The sequence below is a fragment of the Streptomyces sp. DSM 116793 genome, assembly GCF_057320905.1.
On sequence record NZ_CM170494.1, the window covers coordinates 5994612 to 6017198 of the forward strand.

The following is a 22587-nucleotide window of genomic DNA, read 5'->3' on the forward strand; positions in this document are numbered from 1 at the left end:
CCCCATGACATGGGTGAACGACGGCATGCTCGAACGGGCCGGCCGCTTCTTGTGGACCTCGGGTCGAGTACTGGAACAGCGACGGTTCGCCTTCCTCTTCGGCGAAGCGGCCGACCCGGCGGGCGTCCTCGCGGCTTTGGACGCCTACGGCACCGCGGACGGCGGGTACGCCTTCGGCCTCGAACCTGACGTGCGCGGGCCAGCAGCTCAACCCATCTCCGTGCCCGCTGCTCTGTGGGTGCTGGAGGAGACCGCCTCCCTGCACGGTGCCCGAGCCCGGCGGCTTTGCGACTGGCTGGCCCAGGTCACCGCTTCGGACGGCGGCGTGCCGGCAGTGCTGCCCACCCTGCGCCCCTACCCGCGACCGCCCTGGCTCCCGATCGCCGACGAGCCGACCGGCGAGCTGCTGGCGACCGGGCAGATCGCGGGCCCGCTGCTGCGAGGCGGGATCGACCACCCCTGGCTGAAAGCGGCCACCGACTTCTGCCGCCACGCCATCGAGGACCTGCAGCAGACCCATCCCTACGAGGCCGAGGCCGCCATCGCCTTCCTCGACGCTGCACCGGACCGGTCGTGGGCGCGCCAGCAGGCCGAGCGCCTGGGCGAACTGGTCCGCGAGCAGCGCATCGTGCTCCTCGATCCCGCCCACCCCGAGCAGGCCAACCTCGCGCCGGGCTACGCCACCGGCGAGTACCACCTGCCGCACGACTTCGCCCCCTCCCCGGGCAGCCTGGCCCGCGCGTGGTTCACCGACACAGAGATGACCCGCAGTTTGGAGCACTTGGCCTCCCAGCAGCAGGAGGACGGCGGGTGGCCGATCCGCTGGGCGAAATGGTCCGCCACCACCGAGGCGGAGGCCCGCCCCGGCGTCACGCTCGCCGCCCTGCTCACTCTGCGCGCCTATGACCAGGAATCCGACTGAGACGTCCGGCTCTGTCCGAGGAGGAGCGTCGGCGGTGAGCCCGCCAGGCGGCGCACCTCGCGGGTGAAGTGTGCCTGGTCGGCGTAGCCGGCGCGCAGTGCGATCTCGGCGAGCCCGACTCCCCCTGATCGGGATCGGGCCCAGGTCAGCGCCCGTTGGAAGCGCAGCACTCCGTGCAGGGTTTTGGGTCCGTACCCCACCGCGTCGGTCACCCGGCGGCGCAGGTGCCGCTGCGACAGCCCCAGCTCGGCTGCCAGAACCGGCAGTGAGACCGGCGCGGGACGGCCAAGCCGCGCCACCGCGCGCTCCACCAAAGGATCCGGCGCGTAGCCCTGCAGCAGCGACGCTGCGAAGGCAACCAGGACCGCGGCGGCCGCGCGCGGGTTGCCCGCCCGGGCCAACCGCTCCGTCAGCGGCCGGGCCAGGACGGGGAAGAGCTCCTCCAGCGGTAGCTGCAGGTCGCAGACCTCCTGGGCGGGGACACGCCCCAGCAGCAGTCCCGCGCTTCCGGGCCGGAACCGCACCCCGGCGATGCCCGCGCCGCCACGTACCGGCACACTGCGCGGGCCGCGGTCCGGGCCCACGATCTCGACCTGCCCCTCCCGCCAGATCAGATCGATGCAACCATCCGGGACGATGAGCTGGCTGTGGGCAGGGCCCTCCACGTTCTCCCGGACCCACACGCATGCCACCCAACGTCTCAGCAGCGCTGCCGACCGCCACTGCGAATAACGAGATGCCACGCGCCCACCCTGCAGCACCCCGCCAGCCAGCGCCACCCGCTTCTGGCCGAGGCCACCGGCCTGGACGCCGACGCCATGCCCGTTCTGGCGATGGGAGTGCTCCAGCGATGACCGAGACCACCGTGCAGCGTGTGCCGCAGGTCCTGCTCGGCCCATTCGGGGGCGGGACCGTGCGGACCCGGGCGGAGGCCGCCCGCCTGGCCGCCGCTCTCACCCCGCTGATCCCCACCGATCTGGAGGAGCGCGGCTTTCCGAGGGAGCTGGTCGACGCGATGCTCGGCCCGGGCTGCTCGCCCCGGCCCCGGCCGAGGCCGGCCTGTGGCACCGCCACGGCGGGGGCCGCCCGCAGGCGCCGTTCCGCGCCGCCGAGGCCACCCATGCCGCTCGGGTCGCCGACCTGCCCGTCCGTGCCGCGCCTCTGGCCGGCGTGCTCGACAGCCGGGCGGCCGTCGACATCGCGCTGGCCCGCCGCAGCCACCGGCGGTTCGACCGCGACCCGATGCCCGCCCGGGCTCCGTACACGGTGCTGGCCGGCGCCGAGCCGCTGCTGCGCGCGTGGCCGCACCGTTGGGCGGACGAGGGTCGACCACTGCTACATTTCCGGAGGCCGTGCGAGAGAGCGAGGAGGTGGTACCCGTGAACACAGTATTGACATGGGTGCTCCCCTCCGGGGTCACGGTCGGGCGATAGACAGGTCGCCCGGGAGCGCCGTTCCGTGCACTCCCGAAAGGCACGACCATGCATGTCACTTCCGAGCAACGCCGCGACGACGGCGTCCTCGAACGCGAATTCACCCTCGGTGAGATTCCCGGCATCCTGTGGACGCCCGAAGCCGCAACCGCTTCCGCACCAGTGCCGCTGATCCTGCTCGGCCACCCCACGCTCGGGTTGCGCACGATGTACCCGCGACTGGTGGCCCGGGCCCGGCACTCCGCGGCGGAGGGAATCGCCACGGCCACCATCGAGCTCCCCGGAAGCGGCGACCGGCCCAGTTGTCCCGCCCTCGACCAGGCCCGCGCCGACCTGCGCCGGGCGATGCAGGCCGGCGAGCCGGTCAGCGACGAGACTGTCGACGCCCTCATCCTCCCGCTGGTCGACAAGGCGGTCCCGGAGTGGCAGGCCGCGCTGGACGCCTTCCTGTCGCTGCCGGAGATCGGCGGTCCGGTCGGGTACGCGGGGGGAGTGATCTCTATCGGTATCCGGCTGGCGGTGGTCGAGCCGCGCATCGTGGCCGCCGGTCTGTTCGCGGGGAGTCTTGTGCCTCGCGTCATGTTCGACGAGGCCCGGCAGGTCACTATTCCGCTGTATGTCCTGCTGCAGTGGGACGATGAAGGCAACGACCGGCAGGCGGCCCTGGACCTGTTCGACGCCTTCGGTTCCAAGGAGAAGTCTCTGCACGCCAATATGGGCGGTCACACCGGCGTCCCGCAGTTCGCGGGGGACGCCGCGGCCCAGTTCTTCACACGGCACTTGAAGTGAGGCCGGGCCGTCGGACCGGGCGCAGACGGTAGCTGATGTCGGCGGCATACCACTCATCGAGGACGGGTCCCGGCCCTCCGTAACCGTCCATACCGTGGGCCCCTGCTGAAGTCTCGGCAGGGGCCCGTGCTGCGTGAAGTCATGAACTGTTCGATTTCTGCCGAGCCTTCGAGTGCTGGCACGCCGACGAGCGCGTCCTGGCTGACCCTGGTGGAGAGGTGGTTCGCCGAGCTGACACAAGAGAAGCCGAGCGCGGCGTCCACCGCTCCGTCCAGGCCCTCGAACGCGACATCCGAAACCGGCTCGCCGACTGGAAGGAGCATCCACGCCCGTTCGTCTGGACGAAGACCGCCGACGAGATCCACGACAAAGTGGCCGCCTACTGCCGACGAATCTCCGACTCAGATCAATAGGTCTCCGTTCCCGGCTGATTGAAGCCCCGCAGTGCGGCCCGTGCCTGGCGGTGCCTGTCGGGAATCCGGTAAGTGCCCGTGTCGTCCAGGGAAGCGAGATAGTCGTCGAAGGTCTGGTTCTGGATGGACAGGTTGCCGATGGCGGACTGCACTGCGTCGGGCACCACCCGGAACACCCGTCCAGGATCCTCGTTGACGTCGATCAGCAGCAGCGAACGCTCGGCGGAGGAAAACGTCACATCGTCGGCAACGAGGAGCGCCGGATAGCGGCTGCCGTCCGGGACCAGCCCCAACAGCTCCGGAACGGACAGGCCCCGGTGACCGGGGTCGGCCAGCACTGTCACCCACTCGTCGACGATCTCGTTTACCAACGCCTGCCAGGCCTCGTCGTCAGTGAAGTCGGTTCGCAAAAGCGGCACGTAGTCGGTTTGAGGCAATTGTTCGGCGGTCATATTACCTGCCCTCCAGAGTTCGGGATCTGCCGTCGTCAACGTGCACCAGTGGGCTCAATCACGACCCCATGGAGCCGGACACACGATATGCCGCTGCATGAAACGCTTCCGGAGCCTCGTCGATGGGGAATCGGTGAGCGATAAAAAGGCAGAGGCACCTCGGGCCCCGCCGCAAGCATGCGGCGACTTCGTCGACCTCTCGTGCAGCGGGCGGGCGGCCAGTCACAGTTCCGGCACCGAGCGGACAGCCCGCCGACGACGGTGCTGCCGGGCTGCCCGATGTGGTACGCGGGGGTGGAGCCGCGCGACGGGCCCCCGCGGGTCACGACTGTGCCGGGACGGTGAGGGTGAACACCGATCCCTCGCCCGGTGTGCTGGTCGCCGTGATCGTCCCTCCGTGGGCTTCGGCGAGCTTGCGGACGATGGAGAGCCCCAGTCCGCTGCCTCCGGTCTGCCGGTTGCGGGACTTCTCCACGCGCCAGAACCGGTCGAAGATCCGTGGCAGGTCCTCGGCGCTGATCCCGCTACCGGTGTCGGCGACCTCGATCACCGCGTGGCCGTCGCCGACCCGCCCGGTGACGGTCACGCTGCCGCCCGCGGGGGTGTGCCGGACGGCGTTGGACACGAGGTTGCCGACGGCCTGCCGCAGTCGCACGGGGTCGGCCGTCACGGGCGGCCGGTCGTCGACTGCGGTGAGCAGGGTCACTCCCGCCGCCTCCGCCGTGCTCCGGTGCGCGGTGGCGACCTGCCCGAGCAACTCGGCCAGGTCCACCGGACGCGGGTGCAGCCGCAGCTCGCCCGCGTCGGCTGCCGACAGGTCCCGGAGGTCGTCGATGACGTGCTGCAGCAGCACCGCCTCGTCCAGCAGCGACGTCAGGAACGCGCCGTCGGGCACGGCCAGGCCGTCCTCGGCGGCCTCCAACCAGCCGCGGATGTTGCTCAGTGGTGTGCGCAGTTCGTGCGCGACGTCGCTGACCATCGCCTTGCGCAGCCCCTCGGACTGCTCGCGGCGCTCCGCCATGATGTTGAACGCGGCGGCGACCTCGCCGATCTCGTCGTTCGCCGCGACCTTGACCCGGGCGGCCAGATCGCCGTCGGTCATCCGCCGGGCCGCGCCGGTCAGCGCCCGCAGCGGGCGGACCATGCGCGTGCCGGCGAGCGCGGTGACGGTGAGCGTGACCAACATGACGAGGCCGGTCACCTCGGCGATCCGCAGCAAATTGCCCGGTGACAGGTCGAGGAAGGCGACGGGCGCCCGCTGTGGGCTGCTGACGAACAGCAGAGCGGGCGGCGCGATGTAGGGCGCGAGTTGCTCGCTGCGGGCGCTGTCGATGCAGTCGGCCACCAGGTGGTCGCCCTCCGCGGTGTGCCGGGCGCTCTGCGTCCAGCTGTAGTCCAGGTTCAGCCGGACGGGCGGTGCGTCGCGCCGGTTCAGGCAGGCGTTGACGAGACCGCCGAGCTTGGCCAGGGCACGGGCCTCGGTGTGCGTGGGGTGGTCCAGGGCCGTGGTCGGGCACGTGGTCGGCAGATAGAGCCCGCTCTGCGTGGGACTGAGCACGGGTCGGCCCGACGGCGTGGTGTCGACTCGCACGTTCACGTTCAGTTGATCGTGCAGGCATGCGGCGATGCGCTGCGCCACGCTCCGCAGGTCGGCCCGCTCGGCGGCGGGCAGCAGGAACGGCCCGACGGCGCGGGAGTCGATGGTGCTGGGCGCGGCCGGCACCACCCGGTCCGCGCCGGGCGCGGCGGCAGCCGACGAGGGCGGCCGCGGGTCCGGCAGGCAGCGGCCGCTGGGGGAGCAGGGTGCGGGCGGCGCAGCCACGCTGGTAGCCGGTTCTCCACCGGTGTGCATGCCGTCGGCCGTGCCGGTGCGAGCGGCCAGCGTGCCGTCCACGGAGAGCGGGTTGACCGTCGCGGACGCCTGCGCGGGCAGCGGGGCGTGGGTCCCCCCGGCGCCGGAGTCCACCAGCGTGTGGCGGCTCGGGTCGGTGAGCGTGATGCGGTGGCCGGTGCTGCGGGCCAGCCCACGCAGGGTCGCCGTGGCGCCCCGCCAGTCGTGGTGTGTGGCGGCGTAGCCGAGGAGTGCGTCATAGATGTGCGCGTCGTCGGCCAGCGTCTGGCCCTGCGCCTGGCGGATGGCGACGGTCGTGACGTGTGCGGTCAGCCAGGCTGTCGCCGCGATCGAGCAGGCCGAGACCAGGGCGGACAGCGCGAGCAGCTTCAGCAGCAGGCTGCGCCGCAGCGGGACGTCACGCCTCATCGCGCACCGCCCCGCGGGAGACCAGCTTGTAGCCGACGCCGTACACCGTCACCAGCAGGCGCGGCCGGTTGGGCTCGGGTTCGATCTTGCGGCGCAGGTTCATGACGTGGACGTCGACCGTCCGGAGGGTGAAGTAGTGATCGACGCCGTGCAGGTGCTCGATGATCTGCGCGCGGGCGAACACCCGGTCCGGTTCGGCCGCCAGCAGTGCGAGCAGGCCGAACTCGCCCGGCGTGCACGGCACCGGGCGGCCGTCGATGGTCACCTCGTGCCGCACCGGGTCCACGCACAGCCCGCCGACGCGCAGCACCGGGTCGGGCGGCGGTGCCGTGGCGGTGCCCGTCCTGCGCAGGAGGGTGCGGACCCGGGCCATCAACTCCCGCGGGCTGTACGGCTTGGTGATGTAGTCGTCGGCGCCCAGGTCCAGCCCGAGCAGCAGGTCGTCCTCGGTGGAGCGGGCGGTGAGCATGAGCACGGGCAGCGCGGACAGCGCTGGGTCCGCCCGCACCACACGGCACACGTCCAGGCCGTCGACACGGGGCATCATCACGTCGAGCACCAGCAGGTCGGGCCGCAGGTGCCGGGACTGTTCCAGCGCGGTCCGGCCGTCGTGCACGACGGTCACCCGGTGACCTTCGTTCTCCAGGTAGCGGCGGACGAGCTCGGCCTGCTTCGGGTCGTCCTCCGCGACCAGGACATGTGCGCACATGGCGACGAGTGTAGGAACACCACGGATGGGCCTCCCCCGGCCGGCGGGTTCCTCGGCCGCGGGACCACGGGACGGCTATCGCTTCCTGACAGCTTCCTGACACCGGCTGCCTAGCGTCCGGTGGCATGACGCACGATTCCTCTCCTCCGGCGCCGTCACGGTTCGCACTCCGGGCGCCCCTGACCTCCCTCGCCGAGCCGCCGCTCGCCTCCGGTGGACGCCGTGCGGCGTCCCCGTCCGCCCTCGTACGCGTGCTCCGCGCGGTGGTTCCGGCCGGGGCCTGTCTCCTCGCGCTGGCCGCGTGCGGCGGGGCGGGCGACGCGAAGACGGCACCTGACGTCGCCTCGCTGCCGTCGTCGGCGCCCGCCTCCTCGTCCGCGTCCGGCAAAGCCACGCCCGCGACAGGCGGAACCGGCACGGATGCGAGGAGCGGTTCCGACGGTTCGGCGGACGGCGACGGCCGTCCCCAGGAGCGGCTGGACGACACCCCGCAGCGGCGCCAGGCGCTGATCCACGCGTGGGACGAGTGCCTCGTCGCACACGGCGCGCACTGGACGACGTCCCGAAGCGGCGTGGCGGGGGCGCCGAAGCAGGTTGCCGACCCGGTACCGCCCGCGGCGAGCGCCGCCTGTGAGAACAAGCTGCCCCTTCTGCCGCCGGAACTCAATCCGTCCCTCAATCCGCACTACCGCGACGACAAACTCGCCGAGATCGCCTGTCTGCGCAGCCACGGGATCATGGTCCACCTCACCCAGGACACCAGTGTCGATCCTCACGGGCTCAGCTGGACCTTCGACAGCAACGCCAAGCAGCCGCCCGCCAACCTGGGGGAGATCGAGGACGCCTGCCAACTCGCGGCGTTCGGCGGCAAGAAGGGGAAGTAGCCGGTGCCCCGCAACAGACACGCACCGGGGCCCCGGGGTGGCCGCGGCCGGCGGTTCGCCCTCCAGGCCGCCGGGCTCCTGGTCACCGGCGGCCTCGTCGCCGGGGCCGTCGCGCTCTACTCGCACGCCCACAAGCCCCCGGGCGTGCCCACCGCAGCCCCCAAGGTCGGGTATGCCACGGTGACCCGCACCGACCTCGCGGACAGCCGGACCTTGCCGGGCACCCTCGGTTTCGGCGCGTCCACCCCGGTCACCGGGCACGGCACCGGGGTCGTCACGGCCCTGGCCGGTGCCGGGAAGACCCTGAGCCGAGGCTCCGTGGTCTACCGCGCCGACGATCAGCCGGTCGTCCTCTTCTACGGCGCGACACCGCTGTTCCGCACCCTTGAGGCCCCGAAGGGTGACAAGGAGCCGCTGCGCGGCCGGGACGTGACGGTCGTCGCCGACAACCTGCGGGCGCTGGGCTACGACATCGGCATCCAGCCGCCGGATCCGGACGGAACGGGCGCTTCCTACACCTCCACGCTCGCCGCCGCCGTCAAGCGCTGGCAGAAGCACATCGGAATGCAGGCGACCGGCCGGCTGGGTGCCGGCCAGATCGTGGTGCTGCCGGGATCGGTCCGGATCGGCTCGGTCCAGGCCAAGCTGGGCGACCCGGTGGCCGAGACGCTGATGTCCGTGACCTCGACGGCGAAGACCGTCACCGTGCCCGTCGAGGCCGGTGACAACGCGGGCATCGGCAAAGGCGCCAAGGTGACCATCACGCTGCCCGACGACGCCACCGTGCCGGGCACGGTGACCGCCATCAGTACGACGGTGGCCGCCGGCGGCCCCGGCTCGGGGCAGGGCGACCAGAACGGGCAGGGCGGCCCACCGACGCAGAACGTGTCGGTGAAGCCGGCGCACGTGGCTGCGCTCTCCGCACTGGACTCGGCTCCCGTGCAGGTGCGGTTCACCACGCGCACCCGGCACGGTGTGCTGGCGGTGCCGGTGACCGCCCTGGTGGCCGTGCGCCAGGGCGGCTATGCGCTGCAACGCGCCGACGGCACGCTGGTCGCGGTGAAGACCGGACTGTTCGCGGGTGGCCGGGTCGAGGTGAGCGGCACCGGGGTGACCGCGGGGATGCGGGTGGAGACCGCCTCATGACGACGTCCGAACCGGCCACCGTGCCGGTCCTGCGGGTGCGCGGGGCGACCAAGACCTATCCGGGCGGTGTCACCGCACTCGACGATGTCTCGCTCACCATCGAGGAGGGCGAACTCCTCGCCATCCTCGGCCCGTCCGGCTCCGGGAAGTCGACCCTGCTGCACCTGATGGGCACACTCGACCTGCCGTCCCGCGGCACGGTGGAGATCGGCGGCCAGGACGTGGCGAGCCTGTCCGATCGGCGGCTGTCGGTGCTGCGCGGACGCTGGCTGGGCTTCGTCTTCCAGCAGTTCCATCTCACCGACGGGCTCAGCGCCGCCGAGAACGTCGCCACCGGCCTGCTCTACGCCGGTGTGCCGCGCCGTCAGCGGCTGCCGCTGGCACGCGAGGCCCTCGCCCGGGTCGGCATGGCACACCGGGTGGCACACGTGCCGCAGCAGCTGTCCGGTGGGGAGCGGCAGCGCGTGGCGATCGCGCGCGCCCTCGTCAACTCGCCCGCCCTGGTGCTGGCTGACGAGCCGACCGGCGCCCTGGACAGCACCAACGGCGCGGCGGTCCTCGACCTGCTGCGCCGGCTCAACGACGAGGGGACGACCATCGCACTGATCACACACGACCGCGACATCGCAGCCCGGCTACCGCGCCGGGTCGAACTGCGCGACGGCCGGATCGTCCGCGACTCGCGCGAGGGGGTGGCAGTGTGAGCCGGTCCTCCCGGCGGCGCACCCCCCGGGGCCCCTCCGGACGCGGCACAGCCCCCGGTGCCTGGGTGCGGCCGGTACGACTGACACCGGGCGACATCCTCCGGCTGGGCCTCGTGGGGTTGCGCACACGGACCCTGCGAGCCGCTCTGTCAGCCCTCGGCATCTCGATCGGCATCGCCACGATGCTGGTGGTCACCGGCATTCCCGCGTCCAGCCGGCAGGCGCTGCTCGACCAGCTGACAGCGCTGGGCACCAACATGCTTCAGGCCCAGCCGCAGGGAAACCAGGACCCGCCGGTGCAACTGCCTTTGTCAGCCGACGCGATGGCACGGCGGATCGGTCCGGTCACCGACGCTTCCGCGGTCGCCAACACCCACCAGAGCGTGCAGCGCACGGACCGATCCGACCCTGACGACAGCGTCGGCATCAGCGTGCTCGCCGCGCGCGACGGGCTGCTGTCGGCAGTCAACGGCTCGGTGCACTCCGGGCGGTTCCTCACCCCTGCCACCGACCGTCTCCCGACCGTGGTCCTCGGCCACCAGGCCGCCTCATGGCTCGGCTTCCGGCAACTCGTGCCCGGTCAGGAGCCCCCACAGGTCTGGATCGACCACCGCAGGTTCACCGTGATCGGCATCCTCAATCCGATGCCGCTCACCCCCGACCTGGAACAGTCGGTCATGGTCGGCTGGCCCGCCGCGACCACCTACCTGCGGTTCGACGGGAACCCGACCGTCGTCTACCTGAAGGCACGTGAGGACGCACTGGAGGACGTGCGGGCCGTGCTGCCCGCCACGCTGTACCCGCAGCTCCCGGGGCTGATCCAGGTCAGCCGGCCCTCGGACGCGCTGGCGGCCAAACGCGCCACCGAGCAGACGTTCTCCAGCCTCTTCCTCGGGCTCGCGGCAGTCGCGCTGCTCGTCGGGGGGATCGGCGTCGCCAACACCATGATCATCTCAGTGCTGGAGCGGCGACGCGAGATAGGCCTGCGCAGGGCCCTCGGCGCCAACCGAGGCCATATCAGGAAACAGTTCCTCACCGAAGCGGTGATCCTCTCCGGGTTCGGCGGCCTCGCCGGCGCGGCCTTCGGCGTGCTCGGCGTGTACGCCTGGGCCACCTACCAGGGCTGGCCCTGCGTCATCCCACCCGACTCCGTCGCCGAGGGCATCGGTGGTGCGCTGGCGATAGGCGTGATCGCCGGCGTCTACCCGTCGGTGCGCGCCGCCCGGCTCACCCCGACCGAGGCACTGGCCACGGGCTGACCGGGCACCTGCGAGGGCCGGCCGCGCTGCCTCGTCATGGGCGCGGCCGGCCCTCGCACGGCCGGAGCGCGGGTGGCCCGGGGCAGGTGGGACATGGCCCCACGTGGTGCGCGGCCTGGAGCCATCCAGCCTCTCCTTCCGGCACTGGACATCCAGGAAGAGGCCTCCCGGGCCAGGCCGACGACCTCCGCACGCAGACCGACGGCCTCCAGGACCGGCTTCGGGAGGCCGAGACACACCTCGAACACCTCGCGATCACCCGCAAGACCGTCACCGGCCTCGCCGACCGGATCCCCACAGCCGTCCTGGAGCTCCACGTGCGGGTCGGACTTGACGTTGAAGTACCAGACCGGGTGACGCGGGAAGCCGCCCTTCGAGGCCACGGCCGCGTACCGCCCTTCGTGCTCCACGCGCATCAGCGGGATCTTGCGGATCTTGCCGCTCTTCGCGCCGCGCGTCGTGAGAATGACAACGGGCAGGCCCGTGTCCCAGAGCGTCGCCCCTCGCGTGCCGCCCGAACTCTCGTACAGCTCGACCTGTTCGCGCACCCACTGCGCCGGACTCGGCTCGTACTCGCCCTCAAGCGGCATCGTGTTCACCCCATCGTCGCGTACGGGTTGTGTTGCGCGGTTCACCACAAGCACCGCGCGGATCCATGCTCGCCATACTGCCGCCAGAGCCGCGACAACCCGCTACGACAAGTGCAGAAACGCCTACCGCGGCACCGTCACCGCCGCTTTGACCGAAGCAGCGGATTTTCCAATGTCGGCTTGGCCTGCGGCCGGAGCACAGGCGAAGGATGATCTGGATCAAAGATCTCACCCGCACAACCCATTGATCACGTTCCGGAACGCGCCCTGGCTAGCTGCCGGTGCACGAGGGCCATTTGCCTGCCGCCCACTCCGGCCAGCTCGGCCAGCCCGCCGGTGGGGTGGGGATCTCGCCGCCGTCGAGTTCGGCGGCGTCAGGCGCCTGGAACCGCTCCCGCCAGGCATCCAGGTCGGCCTCGCTCATCGGGAACGTCTGATGCGGTGTTGTTTCCTGGCGGTGCGCGATGCGGGCGAGCTGGACGTCCTTGTCCACGGGCAGGTAGACCACCTGGCATGACGCCCCGACCGACCGGGCGAGCCAGCGCAGTGCCGACCGTTCATCGCGGCTCCAGAGCCCGTAGTCGAGTACCACGCTGGTCCCCAGCCGCAGCGCCTGTAGGGCGACCGAGATGAGCCGCCCTTCGAGCACCCAGCGTTTGCCGCCGGCCATCGAATCGCCGAACAGCGGGATCATCCAGTGATCTGGGGTGAGCCGCAGCGCCCGGTGGGTTGCGGCGAGCTCTTTGGCACGGGTGGTTTTCCCAGCCCCGGGGAGCCCGACCATCAGGAGCAGGGTGGCGGCACGCGGGTGCTGCGCAGTGCTGGGTCCGGCTGCATGCGGGTGCTGTGCATCGAAACGCTGCGACTGAGACATGACTTCCCTGATCAGGCAGGATGACCCGGCATCACAGGAATACGAGTGACTGCCGGCAGGACACTGATCCGGCGGTACCGTCCTGGCACTGCCCCATGCGGGGGCAGGCAAGGGCCGCGGTTACGGTAACCGCGGTACCGCCGCTAAGCGGCGGTTGTAGTCATGGGAGCGCAGCAGAACATGCCTTCACCATAGCCGACGGCGTCGGCGGAGTCGGCAGCCGACCCCCCGAGGGGCGGACATCGGTTCTGCGCGAGGCTGTCAGCACCGGAACCAGCGTTCGTACTGTTCAGCGGGCTCAGGGGACTCCGTCACCGGTCGGCTGGCGGTGCTGCCCGCCGTAGGGGATGGAGCACATGGTGATGTTGGTGGGTGGAGGTCCCCCGGCCGGGGTTGCGGTCGCGTGTGTGCGGGCCGCGGGTTCGTCGGGCGCGTGCGCATGGCGGGTTTCCCTGGGCGCCACGCGAAGGGGTGACACCCTTGGGGCTCCCGTGGTGGTGTGAGGGCCAGGGAGCCGCACTGGCTTACTGGGGAGGTGCGAGGCCCGGGGCGTCGGCGAGTTGGCTCAGGTAGATCTCGGTCGCCGCCGCGGCGTGGCCCACGTGGTCTGCCATCAGCCGGCGCGCAGCGGCATGATCTCCCTTGTCGACGGCGCTCAGGATCGCCCGGTGCTCCTCGGCGGCCTGGGCCATGCGCCCCGAAGCCGTCAGGCCTTCCAGGGGGATCTGCTTCCACACCCGGGCGACGAAGTCCGCGAGGAGTGGCGACCCGCTTGCCTTCGCGACCGCGAGGTGGAACTGCGTGTTCAGGTCTCCGGTGCCGGAGGGTCCGTCGGTCGCCAGGGCCGTGTCCATCGCGTCGCACGCCGCTGCCATCGCCGCGATCTCAGAGGGGGCGTGCCGCATGGCGGCCAGCATGGCCGCCTCCGGTTCGAGCATGGCCCGCAGCATCGCCACCTCGGACGAGCGCTCTCGGTGCCGGCCGCCGATGACGGTGGTGTGGTTGGGGCGACGGATGACGAGCCCCTGGTCGGCCAGCAGGGCCAGGGCGTCCCGCACCGGAGTCTGGCTCATCTGCAACTGGTCCGCGAGCGTTGCGAGGACGACACGCTGGCCCGGCGCCAACTCACCCGTCCTGATCGCGCGCAGCAGCGCCTGATACGCGACCTCGCTCTTGGTGGGGACGTGCGCCGGGCCGAGACTCATGACCAAAGCCTAACGGGCCCTGCCCTGCGTCACCCCGGGGCCGCGGCGCCCGGGATCCGATGGGAGGGCAGTGACCTGGAGGGTGACTTTGCCCCCGCGGGAGATGGTGCCGTAGACAGGGCAGTTCTCCGTGTAGAGCCGGGTCAGATGCTCGGCGGCCTGCTGGGTGACACCCCATGTGGTGACGGTGAGGGCGACCTCCTCGTACCGGGTGGGGTCGGTGTCGTCACGGATGTAGCCGACCGAGGCTTCCACGTCGTCGAGGCTCGCCCCGTCCTCGCGGGCGAAGTGGGTGATGCTGCTCACCGCACACGTGCCGAGGGAGGCGAGGAGCAGTTCCCCGGCGAGCCACGCCTGTCCCCGACCGCCGCGCCCGCCCGTGGAGTCGGTGACCAGGAACTGCTCCCGGGCCTCGGCCAGGAACCGGCCTGTCGTCCGCGTCGTCGTGACGGTGACGCTGTCGTCGTACGTCATGTTCTGTCTCCATGTGTTGTCGGGACGGCTGGCCCGTCGGGCCTGTGCCGGGTGCGTCTCAGAGGTCCTGAAGGGCGGGGATGATGTTCTCCGCGACGTCGTACGCGCCTTCGAGCAGCGGCATGGAGTCGAGGATGAAGATGTCGACACCCGAGGCGCGGTACTCCTTGAGGCGGCGCGCGATGCTGTCGTACCCGCCCACCAGCGCCATCGGGGGGCCCTGCTGGAGGAGGGAGATGCCCGGCCACAGGTTCTCGTCGTGGCTGAGCTCCCTGGCGTCGGGCATGGCGCCCGCGCGGATGGCGGAGAGCGCGGACTCGGGGATGTGCGCGAAGATGCGGGACTGGGTCACGGACGTACCCCCTCCGTTGCCGCCCTTCGCGATCAGTCCCAGCTTGCGTTCCAGCGTGCTGCGGCTGGTCACAGAGAGCAGCTTGTTCGCCTTGCGCCACGCGTCGGCGTCGCTCTCTCCCGTGATCAGTGAGGCGCGCAGTCCGATGCGCGGCGCCCTGCCGTGCTCGGTTGCGCGGTCCCGCACCGCGGTGATCTTCTGCTCCAGTTGGTCGATTGGTTCCGCGAAGGTGAGGTAGGCGTCGGCGAAACGGCCCGCCACGTCGAGCGCCTTGGGGGACGATCCGGAGAACCAGAGGGGGATGTGGTCGCGGCGTGCGGCCACCCACGGGTTGCCGACCGCGTTCTCGACGTCCACGTACCTGCCGTGGTAGGTGACGGTCTCGCCGGCGACGAGCCGGTTGAAGACCTCCCAGTACTCGGCGTGCAGGTCGTAGCGCTCGTCGTTCTCCAGCCTGATGCCGTGCTGGCGCCAGACCGGGGTCTCGGAGTTGATGACGTTGATCAGCAGCCGCCCGTCGAACATGTCGTCGAAGCTGATCGCCATGTTGGCGAGTTCCGTCACCGATGTGAACCCGGGCCTCAGTGCCAGGAGCGGGCGGAAGTCGCGGGTGACGGTGGCTGCCGCGATGCCGGTCGTCCAGACGTTGTGACCGGTGGTGGACAGCAGGGCCCCGCTGTAGGGAAGGCGGTCGAGCGCCGAGGCGAGTGCCGTGATGTCGGGCAGCCTGATGTCGCGGCGTCCCTCCGGCTCCCAGGGGTAGGGGCCGTCGTGGGTCACGTAGTACCAGAGGAACTCCGGTGCGGGTCGGGTCATTTCTCGACGCCTTTCGGTGCTGCGGATGGAGGGTGGCGTGTCAGGGGGCGGGGCTCATGCCGGAAGTCCCTTGCCGCGGGTCTCGGGCAGGCACAGCACCGCCGCGATGCCGAGCAGGTAGACGGGGGTGAAGATCACCGCTGCCCGGTCGAACCCGCCGAGTGCGGAGGCGAGCGATCCCGAGACGATCGAAGCGATCATCGCGAGGTAGCGTGCGCCGGAGAACACCGCGCTGATGGCGGTGGCGCGGACCCTGGTCGGGAACAGCTCAGGGGTGTGCACCGCGTACCAGCTGTACAGGCCGCCGGTGAAGAACCCCGCCGCGAGCTGGGCCAGCGTCACCGTGCCGGCTCCGTCGAGTCCCAGGAAGACGACAGGCACGACGATGACGGAGCCGGCGAAGTACACCGTCGTCGTGCCCCTGCGGCCCCACACGTCGGACAGGAAGCCGAAGGCGACGCAGCCGACGATCTCACCCACGTTGTACAGCGCTCCCGCCCACCCGGTGTACCAGGCCGTACGCCGGGGATCCTCGACGAGCCCGCCGACGAAGGTCGGCTGGTAGGAGGAGACCGCCCACCAGCCCACGGTGATGGCGACGGAGACACCCAGCGCGGCCAGGAAGCGACGACCGGTCCGGCCCGACACGAGACTCGCACGCCGCGCGCGGTCGGCGCCGCTCGCCGTCCACCGTGCCGATTCCGGGATCTTCCGGTGCAGCAGAGCGACAAGGATCAGTGGGACCACACCGAACAGGTACATCCAGCGCCACGAGAGGTTCCACGTCGAGCCGATCAGCACCCACAGCGCGGACACCAGCAGTCCCCCCAGCGAGAAGCCCGCCTGGAGGAGCCCTGCGCCCCTGGTCCGCCACCGTTCGGGCCAGGTCTCCTGCAGCAGGGAGGTGCCGACCCCCCACTCGGCACCGATGCCCACACCGGTGAAGAAGCGGGACAGGCCGAGCAGCCACCAATCGCTCGTCGCCGCCGCGAGGACGGTGGCGACGCTGTAGAGCGCGACGCCGAACACCATGGTTCTGCGCCTGCCGAGACGGTCGCCCGCCATGCCTCCGAGCACCCCGCCCGTGGCCCAGCCGGCCAGCGTGATGGCGAGGAGGTATCCCATGTAGCGGGGGACGGCCGCCTGCTCGCTGGCGGGCAGCAGATCGAGAAGGGCGGGCTTGCCCGTGATGATGAGGACGAACGTGTCATAGCCGTCGGCCACCCAGAAGACCATGGTGATGGCCAGGACAAGCCATCCGCGTGCGGGGACGCGCCGTTCGCCGGCACAGCTGACGGCAAGGGTCGATGTCATCCCGGCGTCACCTCCAGGGCGCCGCGGGTGAGGGGCTCGCGCAGCCCCGCCGCCTCCAGCAGCGGTAGGACCGCCTGCCCGAACTGCTCCAGGTCGGGGAGGTAGTCGTAGAAGGTGATCTGCACCCCGTCGATGCCTGTGGCGTGCAGCCGGGCCAACTGGTCGGCGACGTCCTCGGGAGAGCCGACGACGTGGAGGTGTCCGCCCACCGCCCGTCCCCGCGCGGAGTGCTCCAGCCAGGAACGGCTGTCGCCCTTCGCGTGCCGTGCCTCGAACGCGCGGATCGAGGCGAGATCCGCGTGGTCGCGGATGGCCTGGTAGTAGTCGTGCGCCTCGGCGTGTGTCGAGCGGGAGACGATGGTGGGGTTGATGATGACCTTCACCTCGCGGCCCTGAGCGCGTGCCGCCTCCTTGACCTGCCGCACGTGCGCCGGCAGGGCCTTGACGGCTTCCTCGAAGTCTTCACCGGCGGGGCTGGAGACGAAGACGATGTCGGAGTGGTTTCCCGCGTAGTCGAAGCCGGCGGGCGAGCCGCTGGCGGACACCAGGATGGGGCGGCCGAACGCCGGGCGCGGGGAGACATAGGCGTCCTGCAGTGACCACTGCTCGCCCTGGAACGTCAGGTTGTCCTCGCCCGCCCACAGGTCCTTCGCGATCGCGACGAACTCGTCGGCCATCGCATACCTGCGGTCGTGTTCCGGGCGTGTCATCCCGAACATCGCGGGCTCCGTGTCCGCGTACCCGGTCACGATATTGGCGCCGAACCGGCCGCCGGATATGTGGTCGGCCGTGGCCAGGAACTTGGCCAGGTGCAGCGGGTGCCAGGGTCCGTAGAGGACGTGGACCGTGCCGAGCAGGAGGATCGAGCGGGTCGCCGAGGCCAGCGCCACGGCGGACACGAAGGGGTCGAGGAAGTTCTCCCGGTACCGGCTCGCACCGCCGAAGCCGCCCTTGGGCAGCCACTGGGACAGACCGAAGGCGATGTCGAAGCCCAACTCCTCGGCACGCCTGGTGAGTTCGAGGTTGTAGTCGAAGGTCCAGTCCGTCCCGCGGGGGAGGGTCGACTGCGACCAACCTCCGGTCTGCAGCGGCAGGAAGACACCGAGCATCAGGGGCTGCCGGAAGGCGCGGCTGAGTGGACTGTCGGGGAAGTCCTGCGGCTGGGCGGGCACGGCAAGGGACGTGCGGTCGCGTACGGACACGGTTGCTCCAGGGGAGAGGGGACGGGGGAGGCGTTCGGCAGGTCCCAGATAAAAAATCATTTATACGATCCAGGGCAACAGGGAACGCCGTTGCCTCAGCTCACCGGGGTGAGGAGTGACTGCCTTCGGAGGACTGCCGAGAACTGGTCCACGACCTTGTACAGCGCGTCCTCCGTGTCGGGCTCCACGCTGACGTCGTCACCCCGTACCGTGATGTGGCGGTCCAGTACGAACCACCCCTGGACGATGTGGTGCGCGCCCATCGAGCTGAGGACGGGCCGCAGTGCGTAGTCGATCGCCAGGACGTGCGTCGGGGTTCCGCCGGTGGCCAGGGGCAGCACGGTCTTGCCCGCGAGTGCGGACTGCGGCAGAAGGTCCAGCAGCGCCTTGAGCAGGCCCGAGTACGCGGCCTTGTAGATCGGGGTCCCGATGATCACTCCGTCCGCGCGGCCCACCAACTCGCCCACTTCCGCGATCTCGGGGTCCGAGGTGTCCGCGCGCATCAGGGCCTCGGCGGGCAGGGAACGTATGTCGAGGGGGAGAACGGTGTGTCCACGCTGGACGAGGCGCGCATCGAGATGGCGCAGCAGGCTCGCAGTGCGGGAAGTGGCGGAGGGGCTGCCGGACAGGGACAGAATGGTTGCCATGGGGTCTCGTTCGGTCGCGGGGGTGATACGACGGTGCGGCCAGCCGGCCCGGCATGCGAAGGTGCGCCTGGTGTGCCTCAGGCAGGAACGGAGCGCGACATGCGGGACAGGGTGGGTGTGCCGCAGTAACCATGCGGACCCGGACCGGTGGAGAAGAGCACGATGGGTCGGGGCCTGCCTGTTACCTGCGGTGATCGGCGCAATGCGAGGTGCGGAGGGGGGCCGTCACCTGGGGCGCCAGGGCAAGAAAGAAGCCTCAGAGGCAGGCAGGACAGCAGAAGGCACTGGCGACACGACCGTAGTCGATGTGACGACGTCGCGTAAGCGCTGATCCGGCCTTCATGCAATTCAGCTCACCAGCAGCCCCTGCGCCGAGTCAAGGATACGAGGTGTGATCTCACCATGCGGATGCCGGCGGCCCGCGCGGCGCCCCTCGTCAGCGGACCTCCGCGGCGAACGGCACCGCGGTGGCCGTCGGCGGGGTGGTGGCCGCCGGGTGGGTCCACAGACCCGCCTCGGCCAGCAGCGGCAGCACGCCCTCGCCGAACCAGTAGGCCTCCTCCACGTGCGGGTGGCCGGACATGATGAACTCGTCGATGCCGAGCCGGTGGTACTCGATGATGCGGTCGGCGACCTCGCGGTGGCTGCCCACCAGTGCGGTGCCCGCGCCGCCGCGCACCAGGCCGATGCCGGCCCAGAGGTTCGGCGCCACCTCCAGGCCGTCGCGGCTGCCGCCGTGCAGGGCCAGCATCCGGCGCTGCCCCTCGGACTCGCTGCGTGCGAGCCCCGCCTGCACGGCAGCGATCGCGTCCGGCGAGAATCCGTCCAGCAGCCGCTGCGCCTCGGCCCACGCCTGGTCGGCGGTGTCCCGGGCGATCACGTGGAGCCGGATGCCGAACCGCAGGGTGCGGCCCTCCTCGGCGGCCAGCGCCCGGATCCAGGCGATCTTCTCGGCGACCTGGTCCGGCGGCTCGCCCCAGGTCAGATACACATCGCTGTACTTCGCGGCGACCCCTCCCGCCGCGGGAGACGAGCCGCCGAAGTAGACGGGCGGCACCGGGTCGGGGACACGGGCGAGCTCCGCGTCCGCCACCTTCAGGTGCTTGCCCGCCAGGGAGACCCGTCCGCCCTGCCACAGATCGCGCACGATCGACAGGAACTCCCCGGTGCGTTCGTAGCGGGCCTGTTTGTCGAGGAAGTCGCCGTAAGCGCGCTGTTCGTGGCTCTCGCCGCCCGTCACCACGTTGAGCAGCAGTCTGCCTTGGGTGTGCCGCTGGAAGGTGGCGGCCATCTGGGCGGCGAGCGTCGGCGAGAGGAGGCCGGGGCGGAAGGCGACCAGGAACTTCAGCCGCTCCGACTCGCGGGCCAGGATGGCCGTGGTCAGCCAGGCGTCCTCGCACCACGCCCCCGTCGGGGTGAGCGCGCCGACGAAGCCGAGCTGCTCGGCGGCACGCGCGATCTGGGTGAGGTAGCCGAGGTCGGCGGGGCGTTGCCCACCGGCGGCACCGGCGGGCAACCCGTGCCCGCCGCCGACGACGTGCCGGCTGTCGCCGTAGGTCGGCAGGAACCAGTGGAAGGTGAGACTCAAGGAACTCTCCAGACACTCCGACCGGGGCGGCACCCGGTGCTCGGGGACGGGGTGGGCGTGGCACGCCCGTGCGGCGGGCGCGGGGCGTGGCCGCTCACAGCAGGCCGTGGCGTGGTGGGTGCGTCCCGTTCAGCACATACCGGCCGATGTGCTGGATCTTCCAGCGGGACGGGTCGTGCGGGGTGTGCGTGCGGGCGTCACGCCAGTGGCGGTGCAGATTGAGGCTGTCCAGGGCCGAGCGTGTGCCGCTGACCTCGAAGAGCGCGTTGGCGGCGCGGGCGCAGGCGGGGTTTCGGGGCTGGTGGGTGCGGTCACAGGGCCTCCCGGGGCGGGTGCGTGGGTGGGCGGTCACGGGGCGGCGGCTCAGGCGGCGGCTGACACGTGTGGGTCCTGGTGGAGGGGTACGGGGAGCAGGGTGCGGGAGAACTGATCGACGATCTCGTGGAGGTTCGCCGCCGTGTCCGGTTCGAGTTCCACCGCTCCACCGTCCAGCACGGTGATGTGCCGGTCGAGGACGAACCAGCCCTGCACGATGTGCGCGGCGCCCATCGAGGAGAGCACCGGGCGCAGCGCGTAGTCGATGGCCAGCACATGGGCGGTGGTGCCTCCGGTGGCCAGGGGGAGCACGGTCTTGCCGGCCAGTGCGTACTGGGGAAGTACGTCGAGCAGGGACTTGAGCAGCCCGGAGTAGGCGGCCTTGTACACCGGGGTGCCGACGACCACACCGTCGGCCTCCTCGAACAGCCGCAGGGCCGCGGCCAGTTCGGGGTGGCCGAGATCGGCTTCGAGGAGGGCGGCGGCGGGCAGGGCTCGGACGTCGAACGGGACCACCCTGTGGCCCTGGGCGCTGAGCCTTCCGTCCAGATGCCTCAGCAGTCGGGCGGTGCGTGAGGTGGGGGACGGACTGCCGGAGACGGAGAGAATGGTGGCCATGCGTGATCACCTCGAAGGGGCGGGTACGGGGTGGTACGGGGCGCCTTCGGAACCGGGGCCACGGGGCATTCCCGCAGGCGTTGCACGGGAATCGGGGCCGACGGTGACAGTCGCCGTTCCGCGAAGCCGGTGCGCCGCCGTACGGGGGCGCACCGCATTGCCGACCAGTCCCGTCTTTACGGTGTCGTATGTGTGCCGGAGCAGACGGCATTGACGACAGTGGCACGAATTCTCAGGTGCCGGTGTCCCGAAATGCCGACTCCCGGATGGGCGGCTTGGGCAGCCGACTCGCTGTCCGGCTTTTCAGCCCGCGCGGCGACACAGCGCACTGGAAACACGTACGAGATCCACGTGACGCCGGCAGGTCAGCTCCCACAGATCCCGCATCGCCACGCACCACCTCTCGTACGGAAGGGAATCGTCGCCCGATTCACCGCTGTCGTTCCACCACTGCCCAGAAGCGTACCTGCAACCCACTGCCCGGCATATGAGGGTTCTTCAACGTGGTGATAGGGTTTCCCTGTCAGCGGGCCGGGAGAACATGGTCGCCATGCGGATCGAACAGCTCGAATACATTGAGGCCGTGACCCGGCTGGGTTCGCTTCGCCGTGCCGCGGAGGCCCTGCATCTGTCCCAGCCGGCCCTGAGTGAGACGGTCCGCAATCTCGAGCGCGAGCTGGGCGTGACCATCCTGGACCGCAGGCGCTCCGGCGCGCGGATCAGCGCAGAGGGCCGCGAGCTGCTGCCGCACATCGTGGGTGTCCTGGAAGCGGTCGACAAGCTGCGCCGCGCGGCCGACGACCAGCACCACACCAGCCGGATGATCCGCCTCGGCACGGTCAACGCCGCGACCGTCCCGCTGCTGGTGCCCACCATCCGTGCCTTCCGTGCCGCCCACGCCGAAACCCAGGTGGAGGTGGTCGGCGCCCAGCAGGCCGACATCCACCGCGAGCTGCTCGAAGGCGGCCTCGACCTGGGTCTCGTCAACTACCTCCAGGGCGACGACAAACCGCCCGGGTTCCACACCACCGAACTGCTGCGCGGCCGACCGGTGGCCTGCGTGCGCTCCGACAGCCGGCTGGCGGCCAAGACCCGGATCTCCGTCGGGGACCTGCTTAGCGAACCGCTCATCGTGATGCGCGCCGGCTACGTCATGCACCGCTACGTGCACCGGCTCCTCGAAGGGCGCGGCCCCCGGTTCTCGTACTCGACCGACGGCGCGGAAATGGGCAAGCTGATGGTCGCGGAGGGCCTCGGGGCCACGGTGCTCCCCGACTTCAGCGTCCGCGGGGATCCGCTGGAGCGCAGCGGGCTGATCACGTATCGCCCGCTCGACGTCGCCGAGACGGCGGTGTTCATGGTGATCCAGCGCCCGCTCTCCGGTTCCGTGCCGATGGCCGCGCGTGCGCTTCACTCGATGTTCATGGAAAGCGCCGAGGCCTATACGCGCGCGGGCGGCCATACCGACTGGGCCGTGTCGCCGGACGGATCCACGCCGGCCCGGGATGCCGTGGAATCCGCCGGGGAATCTCCGGAATCCGCGGAAGCCCCGCAATCCCCGTAATCCGTCGAAGCGGCTAAACCGGGAGTTCGACGACAACACCCGGCCCCTGGTTCGCGG

General features: G+C 70.9%; 22 protein-coding genes and 3 pseudogenes. 8 read left to right on the forward strand and 17 right to left on the reverse strand.

All coding sequences use genetic code 11. From position 1 onward, the window contains the following. The first annotated feature begins 4 nt into the window (after positions 1–4). Positions 5–922 carry a hypothetical protein gene (locus ACSMXW_RS23600; protein WP_485799148.1) on the forward strand — a complete coding sequence of 306 codons (918 nt, stop codon included), beginning with the start codon at positions 5–7 and terminating at the stop codon, positions 920–922. On the opposite strand, the gene ACSMXW_RS23605 is transcribed toward ACSMXW_RS23600, so the two are convergent. Then, positions 901–1665: an AraC family transcriptional regulator gene (locus tag ACSMXW_RS23605; protein WP_485799150.1), complete on the reverse strand. Its 765-nt coding sequence runs from the start codon at positions 1663–1665 to the stop codon at positions 901–903. The genes ACSMXW_RS23600 and ACSMXW_RS23605 overlap by 22 nt on opposite strands. 738 nt (positions 1666–2403) lie before the next feature. On the opposite strand from ACSMXW_RS23605, the gene ACSMXW_RS23610 reads away from it, so the two are divergent. Beyond that, positions 2404–3144 (forward strand): alpha/beta hydrolase, encoded by a 741-nt coding sequence (locus tag ACSMXW_RS23610; protein WP_485799151.1) that lies wholly within the window; start codon positions 2404–2406, stop codon positions 3142–3144. Between the two features lie 180 nt (positions 3145–3324). After that, a pseudogene (locus tag ACSMXW_RS23615) lies at positions 3325–3557 on the forward strand (IS630 family transposase); the annotation flags it as partial. Here ACSMXW_RS23615 and ACSMXW_RS23620 read toward each other — a convergent pair. The 3 genes from ACSMXW_RS23620 to ACSMXW_RS23630 form a co-directional block, all read right to left on the reverse strand. Next, on the reverse strand, positions 3551–4009 hold the full coding sequence (locus ACSMXW_RS23620) for a DUF6924 domain-containing protein (RefSeq protein WP_485799153.1): 459 nt from the start codon (positions 4007–4009) through the stop codon (positions 3551–3553). The pseudogene ACSMXW_RS23615 and the gene ACSMXW_RS23620 sit on opposite strands and share 7 nt — an antisense overlap. A 322-nt stretch (positions 4010–4331) precedes the next feature. Further along, positions 4332–6269, reverse strand: coding sequence for a sensor histidine kinase (locus tag ACSMXW_RS23625; protein WP_485799155.1), 1938 nt, complete (start codon positions 6267–6269; stop codon positions 4332–4334). After that, a complete protein-coding gene (locus tag ACSMXW_RS23630) occupies positions 6259–6978 on the reverse strand; it encodes a response regulator transcription factor (RefSeq protein ID WP_485799157.1) in 720 nt (239 codons plus the stop codon). The genes ACSMXW_RS23625 and ACSMXW_RS23630 overlap by 11 nt, the downstream gene beginning before the upstream one ends. A gap of 125 nt (positions 6979–7103) precedes the next feature. On the opposite strand from ACSMXW_RS23630, the gene ACSMXW_RS23635 reads away from it, so the two are divergent. From ACSMXW_RS23635 to ACSMXW_RS23650, 4 genes are all read left to right on the forward strand, one after another. Continuing rightward, a complete protein-coding gene (locus ACSMXW_RS23635; RefSeq protein WP_485799159.1) occupies positions 7104–7862 on the forward strand; it encodes a hypothetical protein in 759 nt (252 codons plus the stop codon). Between the two features lie 3 nt (positions 7863–7865). Next, the gene (locus ACSMXW_RS23640) at positions 7866–9008 is read left to right on the forward strand and encodes a peptidoglycan-binding protein (RefSeq protein WP_485799160.1); all 1143 of its coding nucleotides are present in this window, start codon (positions 7866–7868) and stop codon (positions 9006–9008) included. Further along, entirely contained in the window at positions 9005–9712 is a 708-nt protein-coding gene (locus ACSMXW_RS23645; RefSeq protein ID WP_485799162.1) for an ABC transporter ATP-binding protein, read from the forward strand. The genes ACSMXW_RS23640 and ACSMXW_RS23645 overlap by 4 nt, the downstream gene beginning before the upstream one ends. A gap of 65 nt (positions 9713–9777) precedes the next feature. Then, positions 9778–10971, forward strand: a complete 1194-nt coding sequence (locus ACSMXW_RS23650; RefSeq protein ID WP_485799164.1) for an ABC transporter permease — start codon at positions 9778–9780, stop codon at positions 10969–10971. Positions 10972–11270: 299 nt separating this feature from the next. Here ACSMXW_RS23650 and ACSMXW_RS23655 read toward each other — a convergent pair. From ACSMXW_RS23655 to ACSMXW_RS23715, 13 genes and pseudogenes are all read right to left on the reverse strand, one after another. Further along, positions 11271–11561 (reverse strand): annotated as a pseudogene (locus tag ACSMXW_RS23655) (nitroreductase/quinone reductase family protein); the annotation flags it as partial. Positions 11562–11832: 271 nt separating this feature from the next. Next, complete coding sequence (locus tag ACSMXW_RS23660; protein WP_485808254.1) at positions 11833–12345, reverse strand: P-loop nucleotide/nucleoside kinase family protein; 513 nt, start codon at positions 12343–12345, stop codon at positions 11833–11835. A 614-nt stretch (positions 12346–12959) separates the two neighbouring features. Then, positions 12960–13640 carry a GntR family transcriptional regulator gene (locus tag ACSMXW_RS23665; protein WP_485799167.1) on the reverse strand — a complete coding sequence of 227 codons (681 nt, stop codon included), beginning with the start codon at positions 13638–13640 and terminating at the stop codon, positions 12960–12962. Positions 13641–13649: 9 nt separating this feature from the next. After that, positions 13650–14114: an OsmC family protein gene (locus tag ACSMXW_RS23670; protein WP_485799168.1), complete on the reverse strand. Its 465-nt coding sequence runs from the start codon at positions 14112–14114 to the stop codon at positions 13650–13652. Positions 14115–14172: 58 nt separating this feature from the next. Continuing rightward, positions 14173–15282 (reverse strand): LLM class flavin-dependent oxidoreductase, encoded by a 1110-nt coding sequence (locus ACSMXW_RS23675; protein ID WP_485799170.1) that lies wholly within the window; start codon positions 15280–15282, stop codon positions 14173–14175. A 54-nt stretch (positions 15283–15336) separates the two neighbouring features. After that, complete coding sequence (locus ACSMXW_RS23680; protein ID WP_485799172.1) at positions 15337–16596, reverse strand: MFS transporter; 1260 nt, start codon at positions 16594–16596, stop codon at positions 15337–15339. Next, complete coding sequence (locus ACSMXW_RS23685; protein WP_485799174.1) at positions 16593–17798, reverse strand: LLM class flavin-dependent oxidoreductase; 1206 nt, start codon at positions 17796–17798, stop codon at positions 16593–16595. Before ACSMXW_RS23685 ends, ACSMXW_RS23680 begins: the two co-directional genes overlap by 4 nt. Before the next feature lie 95 nt (positions 17799–17893). Continuing rightward, positions 17894–18445, reverse strand: coding sequence for an NADPH-dependent FMN reductase (gene ssuE, locus ACSMXW_RS23690; protein ID WP_485799176.1), 552 nt, complete (start codon positions 18443–18445; stop codon positions 17894–17896). Between the two features lie 256 nt (positions 18446–18701). After that, positions 18702–18788, reverse strand: a complete 87-nt coding sequence (locus ACSMXW_RS23695) for a putative leader peptide (RefSeq protein ID WP_485808255.1) — start codon at positions 18786–18788, stop codon at positions 18702–18704. A gap of 93 nt (positions 18789–18881) precedes the next feature. Further along, positions 18882–20033: an LLM class flavin-dependent oxidoreductase gene (locus ACSMXW_RS23700; RefSeq protein ID WP_485799178.1), complete on the reverse strand. Its 1152-nt coding sequence runs from the start codon at positions 20031–20033 to the stop codon at positions 18882–18884. Between the two features lie 94 nt (positions 20034–20127). Further along, a pseudogene (locus tag ACSMXW_RS23705) lies at positions 20128–20304 on the reverse strand (SfnB family sulfur acquisition oxidoreductase); the annotation flags it as partial. Between the two features lie 92 nt (positions 20305–20396). Further along, the gene (gene ssuE, locus ACSMXW_RS23710; protein ID WP_485799179.1) at positions 20397–20966 is read right to left on the reverse strand and encodes an NADPH-dependent FMN reductase; all 570 of its coding nucleotides are present in this window, start codon (positions 20964–20966) and stop codon (positions 20397–20399) included. 303 nt (positions 20967–21269) lie between these two features. Continuing rightward, the gene (locus tag ACSMXW_RS23715; RefSeq protein ID WP_485808256.1) at positions 21270–21353 is read right to left on the reverse strand and encodes a putative leader peptide; all 84 of its coding nucleotides are present in this window, start codon (positions 21351–21353) and stop codon (positions 21270–21272) included. Between the two features lie 163 nt (positions 21354–21516). Here ACSMXW_RS23715 and ACSMXW_RS23720 point away from each other — a divergent pair, with 163 nt between their 5' ends. Then, positions 21517–22530, forward strand: a complete 1014-nt coding sequence (locus ACSMXW_RS23720) for a LysR family transcriptional regulator (RefSeq protein WP_485799182.1) — start codon at positions 21517–21519, stop codon at positions 22528–22530. Positions 22531–22587 lie beyond the last annotated feature (57 nt).

Excerpts from the sequence above, each read along its gene's own strand:
- ACSMXW_RS23600 (WP_485799148.1), top strand. The coding sequence starts at position 5 with ATGACATGGGTGAACGACGGCATGCTCGAACGGGCCGGCCGCTTCTTG.
- ACSMXW_RS23610 (WP_485799151.1), top strand. The coding sequence starts at position 2,404 with ATGCATGTCACTTCCGAGCAACGCCGCGACGACGGCGTCCTCGAACGC.
- ACSMXW_RS23620 (WP_485799153.1), bottom strand. The coding sequence starts at position 4,009 with ATGACCGCCGAACAATTGCCTCAAACCGACTACGTGCCGCTTTTGCGA.
- ACSMXW_RS23625 (WP_485799155.1), bottom strand. The coding sequence starts at position 6,269 with ATGAGGCGTGACGTCCCGCTGCGGCGCAGCCTGCTGCTGAAGCTGCTC.
- ACSMXW_RS23630 (WP_485799157.1), bottom strand. The coding sequence starts at position 6,978 with ATGTGCGCACATGTCCTGGTCGCGGAGGACGACCCGAAGCAGGCCGAG.
- ACSMXW_RS23635 (WP_485799159.1), top strand. The coding sequence starts at position 7,104 with ATGACGCACGATTCCTCTCCTCCGGCGCCGTCACGGTTCGCACTCCGG.
- ACSMXW_RS23645 (WP_485799162.1), top strand. The coding sequence starts at position 9,005 with ATGACGACGTCCGAACCGGCCACCGTGCCGGTCCTGCGGGTGCGCGGG.
- ACSMXW_RS23660 (WP_485808254.1), bottom strand. The coding sequence starts at position 12,345 with ATGGTCGGGCTCCCCGGGGCTGGGAAAACCACCCGTGCCAAAGAGCTC.
- ACSMXW_RS23665 (WP_485799167.1), bottom strand. The coding sequence starts at position 13,640 with ATGAGTCTCGGCCCGGCGCACGTCCCCACCAAGAGCGAGGTCGCGTAT.
- ACSMXW_RS23670 (WP_485799168.1), bottom strand. The coding sequence starts at position 14,114 with ATGACGTACGACGACAGCGTCACCGTCACGACGACGCGGACGACAGGC.
- ACSMXW_RS23675 (WP_485799170.1), bottom strand. The coding sequence starts at position 15,282 with ATGACCCGACCCGCACCGGAGTTCCTCTGGTACTACGTGACCCACGAC.
- ACSMXW_RS23680 (WP_485799172.1), bottom strand. The coding sequence starts at position 16,596 with ATGACATCGACCCTTGCCGTCAGCTGTGCCGGCGAACGGCGCGTCCCC.
- ssuE (WP_485799176.1), bottom strand. The coding sequence starts at position 18,445 with ATGGCAACCATTCTGTCCCTGTCCGGCAGCCCCTCCGCCACTTCCCGC.
- ACSMXW_RS23695 (WP_485808255.1), bottom strand. The coding sequence starts at position 18,788 with ATGAAGGCCGGATCAGCGCTTACGCGACGTCGTCACATCGACTACGGT.
- ssuE (WP_485799179.1), bottom strand. The coding sequence starts at position 20,966 with ATGGCCACCATTCTCTCCGTCTCCGGCAGTCCGTCCCCCACCTCACGC.
- ACSMXW_RS23715 (WP_485808256.1), bottom strand. The coding sequence starts at position 21,353 with ATGCGGGATCTGTGGGAGCTGACCTGCCGGCGTCACGTGGATCTCGTA.
- ACSMXW_RS23720 (WP_485799182.1), top strand. The coding sequence starts at position 21,517 with ATGCGGATCGAACAGCTCGAATACATTGAGGCCGTGACCCGGCTGGGT.